Source organism: Thioalkalivibrio sp. (assembly GCF_041685615.1).
Classification (GTDB): domain Bacteria; phylum Pseudomonadota; class Gammaproteobacteria; order Ectothiorhodospirales; family Ectothiorhodospiraceae; genus Thioalkalivibrio.
Genome location: NZ_JAWLFK010000074.1, coordinates 1 through 6,337 on the forward strand (window position 1 = coordinate 1; position 6,337 = coordinate 6,337).

At 66.3% G+C, this 6,337-nt stretch carries 5 protein-coding genes; all 5 read left to right on the plus strand.

The features are described from left to right. The first annotated feature begins 10 nt into the window (after positions 1-10). The 5 genes from hypB to hypE all read left to right on the plus strand — a co-directional run bounded on the left by hypB (position 11) and on the right by hypE (position 6,033). Entirely contained in the window at positions 11-988 is a 978-nt protein-coding gene (hypB, locus tag ACESLR_RS11155; RefSeq protein ID WP_373026125.1) for a hydrogenase nickel incorporation protein HypB, read from the plus strand. A 118-nt stretch (positions 989-1,106) separates the two neighbouring features. Continuing rightward, positions 1,107-3,566: a carbamoyltransferase HypF gene (gene hypF / locus ACESLR_RS11160; RefSeq protein ID WP_373026124.1), complete on the plus strand. Its 2,460-nt coding sequence runs from the start codon at positions 1,107-1,109 to the stop codon at positions 3,564-3,566. A 33-nt stretch (positions 3,567-3,599) separates the two neighbouring features. Further along, on the plus strand, positions 3,600-3,824 hold the full coding sequence (locus tag ACESLR_RS11165; RefSeq protein WP_373026122.1) for a HypC/HybG/HupF family hydrogenase formation chaperone: 225 nt from the start codon (positions 3,600-3,602) through the stop codon (positions 3,822-3,824). Next, a complete protein-coding gene (hypD, locus tag ACESLR_RS11170) occupies positions 3,821-4,978 on the plus strand; it encodes a hydrogenase formation protein HypD (RefSeq protein WP_373026120.1) in 1,158 nt (385 codons plus the stop codon). Before ACESLR_RS11165 ends, hypD begins: the two co-directional genes overlap by 4 nt. Continuing rightward, positions 4,975-6,033, plus strand: coding sequence for a hydrogenase expression/formation protein HypE (gene hypE, locus ACESLR_RS11175; protein WP_373026118.1), 1,059 nt, complete (start codon positions 4,975-4,977; stop codon positions 6,031-6,033). Before hypD ends, hypE begins: the two co-directional genes overlap by 4 nt. Positions 6,034-6,337 lie beyond the last annotated feature (304 nt).

Genomic DNA, 6,337 nt, shown 5'->3' on the forward strand with positions numbered 1-6,337 from the left:
CGAGACGCGGATCGAGGGCAAGACGCCACACGATCATGGGCATCCTCACGGTCATGAGCACGCCCATGGGCATGCACATTCGCATGACCACGCGCACGGGCACGCCCATGATCACGCCCACGACCATGAGCATGATCATGCCAATCAGCTTCATTCCGAAGCTCTGCCCGATGTGCGCGGTGACAACGTACACTTCGGGCAGGGCCCGGCGCATGCACACGTGCCGGGCATGAGCCAGGAGCACATGGTCCGGATCGAGCAGGACATCCTCGGCTATAACAACGAATACGCGAACCGGAACCGTGACTTCTTCCGGGAGCGCGGGGTCCTGGCGCTGAATCTGGTGTCCAGTCCCGGCTCGGGCAAGACGACCCTCCTGACCGCGACCATCGAACAGCTCCAGGGTCGCTACCCGGTCTGCGTGATCGAGGGTGACCAGCAGACCAGCAACGATGCCGAACGCATCCGCGCCACCGGTGTACCGGCGGTGCAGGTCAACACCGGCAAGGGTTGCCACCTCGATGCCCATATGGTCGAGCATGCCGTCGAGCACCTGCAGCCCCCCGATCGGGCGGTGTTGTTGATCGAGAACGTCGGGAATCTCGTGTGTCCGTCCTCATTCGATCTGGGCGAGGCGCACAAGGTCGTGATCCTCTCGGTGACCGAGGGGGAGGACAAGCCGCTGAAATACCCGGACATGTTCCATGAAGCCGACCTGATGATCCTGAACAAGGCCGATCTGCTGCCGTACCTGGACTTTGATGTGGACCGCTGCATCGAGTACGCCCATCGGATCAACCCCGATCTTGAGGTCATCCAGCTGTCGGCGCTGCGCGGCGACGGTATGCAGGCCTGGCTGGAGTGGATTGATCGTGCGCGTGCCGGGGATGATGCTCCGGACGAGGTCGAAGCGTTGCGCCGGCGTGTGGCCGAGCTCGAAGCCGAGCTCGCGGCAGCGCGGGGTGCTCGCCACGAAGATCCGGTCTAGTCGCGTGCCTGCCTCTCCCGTCCTCAGGTCGACCGGACGACGGGGTTTGGTCACGCGCATGCCGGTCAGGCAACAGGTGGCAGGCGAGCGCACTTCCCTTTAACGGATACCCCCAACAATGCCCGTTTCGAGCCAGCAGGCGACCGACGAGCGCGACCCGAAGCAGGATGCGGGGGTGGCGAGCGAGGTGGCTGTTGGCCAAGACGTTGCAGGTGGTCGGCCAGAGCGCCAGCGCGTCCGGGTTTCCGGGCAGGTCCAGGGAGTCGGGTTTCGTCCCTTTGTTTTCGGCCTGGCCCGGCGCCTCGGCCTGAGCGGCTGGGTGCGCAACGAGGGGCACGGGGTCTTGATTGAGGTGCAGGGCACCGATGTTGGCCTGGAGGCCTTCGGACGGTTCCTGCTCGACGAGCCGCCCCCGCTGACTCGGATCAATCAGGTAACGAAGGAGGTGGCCGCGCCAGAGGCGGCTTCAGGCGGATTCGAAATCCTGCCCAGCGAGGGCGGTCGGGTGGACACCGAGATGGTGCCGGATGCGATGGTCTGCGAGGCCTGCCTGGCGGAGCTTTTCGATCCCGGCGATCGGCGCTATCGCTATCCGTTCATCAACTGCACCCATTGCGGGCCGCGCTATACGCTGACGCGGTCGCTTCCCTATGACCGGGCGCGGACCAGCATGGCGGTTTTCTCCCAGTGCGGGCGCTGCCAGGCCGAGTATGCGGACCCGGAAAACCGGCGTTTCCATGCGCAGCCCAACGCCTGCCCCGCGTGCGGTCCCGGCCTGCAATGCCTGGCCGCGGACGGTACGCCGCTCCGTGAGCAGGATCCTGTCGCGGCGACGGTGGCCCGTCTGGCACGGGGCGAGGTCGTGGCCGTGAAGGGCATCGGCGGGTTTCATCTGATGTGCCGCGCGGACGATCCGTCGGCGATCGCGCGCCTGCGCCAGCGCAAGCATCGCGACACCAAGCCGCTGGCGGTGATGGTGGCCAGCCCGGCGGACCTGGACGGGGCCGTCGAGATCGGCACCGAGGAGCGGCGACTGCTGGCATCGGTCGCGCGCCCGATTGTGCTGTTACCCAAGCGAGCGGGATGTGATGCGTGGCTCCCCGGCGTCGCGCCGGGCCTGGCCTGGCTGGGGGTCATGCTGCCCTCCGCTCCGCTGCATTACCTGCTGTTTCACGAGATGGCGGGGCGCCCTGGGGGTACGCAGTGGCTGCAGGAGCGCGGTCCGGAGTCGCCCGGTTGGCCGCTGGTCTGCACCTCGGCCAATCCCGGAGGGGAGCCGCTGGTCACGCAGAACGACGAGGCGGTGCAGCGGCTGGCGGGGCTGGCCGATGCCTTCCTGACGCACGACCGCGACATCGTGACGCCTTGCGATGACTCCGTGGTGCGTACGGGTCCGCGGGGGCCGACTTTCATCCGGCGGGCGCGGGGGTTTGCGCCGGCGCCGATCCGGTTGCCACGACCGGGCCCTTCGGTGCTGGCCCTGGGGGGCTGGTTCAAGAATACCGCCTGCGTCACGCGCGGGGATCGAGCGTTCCTGTCACAGCACGTCGGCGACCTAGACAGCCCGGCCAGCTGCCGCGCGCTGGAGGCGATCGTGGACCACCTGCAGCGGTTGTTTGCGATCCGCCCGGAGCGTGTGGCCTGCGACCAACACCCGGACTTCCATAGCTCGCAGTTTGCGGCCCGCCTGGCGGGGCGGCTTGGCGTGCCCCTGATCCGGGTTCAGCACCATCACGCCCATCTCGCTGCGGTGCAAGCCGAATATGGGCTCACAGACACGGTAATCGGCATCGCGATGGATGGCGTCGGCCTGGGCACGGACGGGACTCCCTGGGGCGGCGAGTTGTTGCGGCTCGACGCGGAACGCTTCGAGCGCCTCGGCCACCTGGCACCCCTGGCGCTCCCCGGGGGCGACCGGGCGGCGCGCGAGCCGTGGCGCATGGCCGCGTCGGTCCTGCACCGTCTCGGGCGAGGCGACGAGATCCCGGACCGCTTTGCGGTCCAGCCCCTGGCACCTGGGATCGCGGACCTTCTGCGGCGTGATGTTCGCTGTCCGCCGACCACGAGTCTGGGGCGATACTTCGATGCGGTGGCTGGCTTGCTGGGCATCCGCGCGGTGGCGCATTTCGAGGGGCAGGCGGCGATGGAACTGGAAGGTCTCGCTCAGCAGTATGGCTCGGTTGAACCCATGGAGGGCGGCTGGTGCGTCGACCAGGATCGGGTGCTGGACCTCGCGCCGTTGCTGAACTGGCTGGCCGAACCGAGCGCGTCGGCCACACCCGCCGCACGCGCCCATGCGGCGGCCGTGTTTCATGCCACGCTGGCCCGGGCGCTTGCCGGCTGGGTCGGGGTAGTTGCACGCGAACACGATGTCCGGGATCTTGTATTCGGTGGTGGTTGCGTCAGCAATCAGATGCTGGTCCGGGAGATGGGCGCTTGGCTCGAGTCCGATGGGATGCGGGTGTACTGGCCACGGCAGGTCCCGCCCAATGACGGCGGTCTGAGCCTCGGCCAGGCATGGGTGGCGTGCCGGACCTCAGCGGGTGATTCCACGCACACCGGTCGGCGAGACCGATGAACGGTGCGCTCAACGTCTTGCAGGAGAGCGATCATGTGTCTGGCACTACCGGTTGAGGTCGTCGAGCTACTCGACGAGGAGCAGGCCCGCGTGGATGTGGGCGGGGTGCAGAAGGTCGTCAATGTGAGCCTGGTGGATCACCTCGCGGTGGGCGACTACGTCATTCTCCATGTCGGGTTCGCGATCAGCCGGCTGGATCAGGTCGAGGCCGAGCGGACTCTGGAGCTGTTTCGCGAGATGGCGGAGGCGGCATCATGAAATACATCGACGAATTTCGTGACGGCGGACTGGCGCGTGAGCTGGCTACGGCCATAGCGGCCGAGGTGCGGAAGGAGCGCAGCTACCGGTTGATGGAGTTCTGCGGCGGACACACGCATGCGATCTCGCGCTACGGTTTGCGCGACCTGGTCCCCGACAATATTCGGTTCATTCACGGGCCGGGGTGTCCGGTCTGCGTCCTGCCCGTGGGGCGCATCGACAGTGCCATCGAGCTGGCTCGGGACCACGGGGTCATCCTCTGCAGTTATGGCGATACATTGCGGGTGCCGGCCTCCGAGCGCATGAGCCTCCTGCGGGCCAAGGCTGACGGGGCCGATATCCGCATGGTGTACTCGAGCATGGATGCACTGCAGGTGGCCCGGGATAACCCGAAGCGCGAGGTGGTGTTCTTTGCGATCGGGTTCGAGACCACGACACCTCCGACTGCGGTCGCGCTGCATATGGCACAGACCGAGGGGCTGGAAAATTTCAGCGTGTTCTGCAACCACGTGCTGACCCCCGCCGCCATGGAGGCCATCATGATGGCCCCGGCGACCGCGGATGGTCGTCAGGTGGCCATCGACGGGTTCATCGGGCCCTCGCATGTATCCACAGTGATCGGCAGCCAGCCGTACGAAAAGGTGGCCGAGGATTTTTTCAAGCCGATCGTGATCTCGGGGTTCGAGCCCCTGGACGTGCTGCAGTCGGTGCTGATGCTGATCCGGCTCATTAATCGCGGCGAATGGGGGGTCGAGAACCAGTTCACCCGAGCGGTCACCCGGGAAGGCAACCGCAAGGCGCAGGAGGTGATGGCGAAGGCGCTTGAGCGCCGGGATGCCTTCGAGTGGCGAGGTCTGGGGCAGGTTCCACACAGCGCCCTGCGGATCCGCGAGGCATTCGCCGCCTTCGATGCCGAACGCAGGTTCGATCTGCCCTACCGCTCGGTGCCCGACCACAAGGCCTGCGAGTGCGCGGACATCCTGCGCGGGGTGACGGCCCCGCAGGACTGCAAGGTCTTTGGTACGGCCTGCACGCCGGACAATCCACTCGGGTCCTGTATGGTCTCGGCCGAAGGTGCCTGTGCGGCGCATTACACCTACGGGCGTTTCGAGCTCGGCCGGGCCGCGCCCCGCACGGTAACCGAACAGGCATGACCGGAGAGCACAGCCGGAAGTCCCACTACGCACGGCCGCTGGATATGCGTCGCGGGCGCGTCGAGATGGCGCATGGCGGGGGTGGTCGGGCGATGTCCCAGCTCATCGACGAGCTGTTTCGCGGGGCCTTTGACCATCCGGCGCTGCAGCAGGGGGACGACTGCGCGGTACTGGAGCAGCCGAACGGCCGGTTGGTAATGGCCACGGACAGCCATGTCGTCTCTCCCCTGTTTTTCCCGGGCGGGGATATCGGCAGCCTCGCGGTTCATGGAACGGTCAACGACGTCGTCACCAGTGGCGCCAAGCCCCTGTGGCTGTCGGCCGGCTTTATCCTGGAGGAGGGCTTTCCGCTGGCCGACCTCAAGCGCATTGTCGACTCCATGGCCGCGGCCGCCCGGGATGCCGGGGTGGTTATCGTGACGGGGGACACCAAGGTCGTGGAGCGCGGCCATGGCGACGGCGTGTTCATCAACACAACGGGCGTAGGCGTGCTGGATGAGGGACTGGATCTGTCGGGCAGTCGCGCGCGTCCCGGTGATGCCATCCTGGTGAACGGCTTCCTCGGGGATCATGGCGTGGCCATCATGGCGTCGCGGGAGAACTTGGAGTTCAGTACCTCGATCCGTTCCGACTCCGCGTCCCTACAGGATCTCGTCGCAACCATGACGGCTGCGGCTCCGGAGATTCACTGCCTGCGCGACCCGACCCGGGGCGGGCTGGCGGCGACGCTGAACGAGATCGCCCGCCAGTCCGGGGTGGGAGTGACCATCCGCGAGGCGGATATCCCGGTCCGGGAGGAGGTGGACGCCGCCTGCGAGCTCCTGGGGCTGGATCCCCTGTACGTTGCCAACGAGGGCAAGATTGTCGCCTTCTGCCCCGCCGAGTCGGCGCCTCTGCTGCTGGAGACCATGCGCGCTCACCCCCTCGGGCAGGATGCGGCGATCATCGGCGAGGTGGTGGACGATCCGAACGGATTTGTGGAGATGGAGACGGCTTTCGGCGGCCGCAGAAAGGTGGACTGGATCGCGGGCGAGCAATTGCCCCGTATTTGCTGACGAGGGCTCGTATCGCTAGGCATGGTCGGTTGCATCGCAAGCTTAACTTTCTGTCAGGCGGGGTTTCCGTGATTCAAGGAACCTTTTCTGAGCAGGCAGAGCTGAGTTCGCCTTCCGTCAGAGGAGTCGGAGGGCTGGCCAGGCATTTCCCGAGGCACTCGTGTTCCATGCGTGTGCATTGATTCGTAATTTCCAAAGGGATAACTTTGCTGGTAAATCGCTGCGCGGAGACCTCCGATATGATGCGTACCTTGATGGGCACTGCTTTGGTTCTACTTGGGGCCCCAGCCCTTGCACACCCTGG